We start from the raw sequence: 327 nt of genomic DNA, 5'->3' as shown, positions 1-327 counted from the left end.
TGTTTTTTACATTGTTTATAATAGAATCACCAAAGCCTTTTATGTTTTTTAAATCGTCAGCAGACTTTATAGTGTTTGTTTTTCTGTACTCAATAATGGCATCAGCTTTTTTATCACCTACTCCCTTAATTTCCATTAACTCACTTTTTGAAGCAGTTTGAAGATCCATAGCCCCTAAAAATAAAGTAGTAAAAATTGCTAAAATAGCAACAAATTTTTTCATGTTCTCTCCTTTAAATTGTAATGTAAAAAATTATATCATAAAAAAAACAAAAATGTACATTAAATTATTTATTAAAAACTAAACTAAAAAAGAGGAGCGAATAA

The 327-nt window shown here is 25.4% G+C and carries 1 protein-coding gene; it reads right to left on the bottom strand.

What is annotated here, in order from left to right:
• Nucleotides 1–223, bottom strand: a 223-nt coding sequence (locus CJ670_RS09855; protein WP_133161070.1) for a ComEA family DNA-binding protein, incomplete at its 3' end; no start/stop codon positions are given.
• Nucleotides 224–327: the final 104 nt, after the last annotated feature.

The organism is Arcobacter cryaerophilus gv. crypticus, assembly GCF_002993025.1.
GTDB lineage: Bacteria > Campylobacterota > Campylobacteria > Campylobacterales > Arcobacteraceae > Aliarcobacter > Aliarcobacter cryaerophilus_B.
The sequence above is the reverse complement of the archived record's forward strand: the minus strand, read 5'-3'. Positions and strand labels throughout refer to the sequence as shown.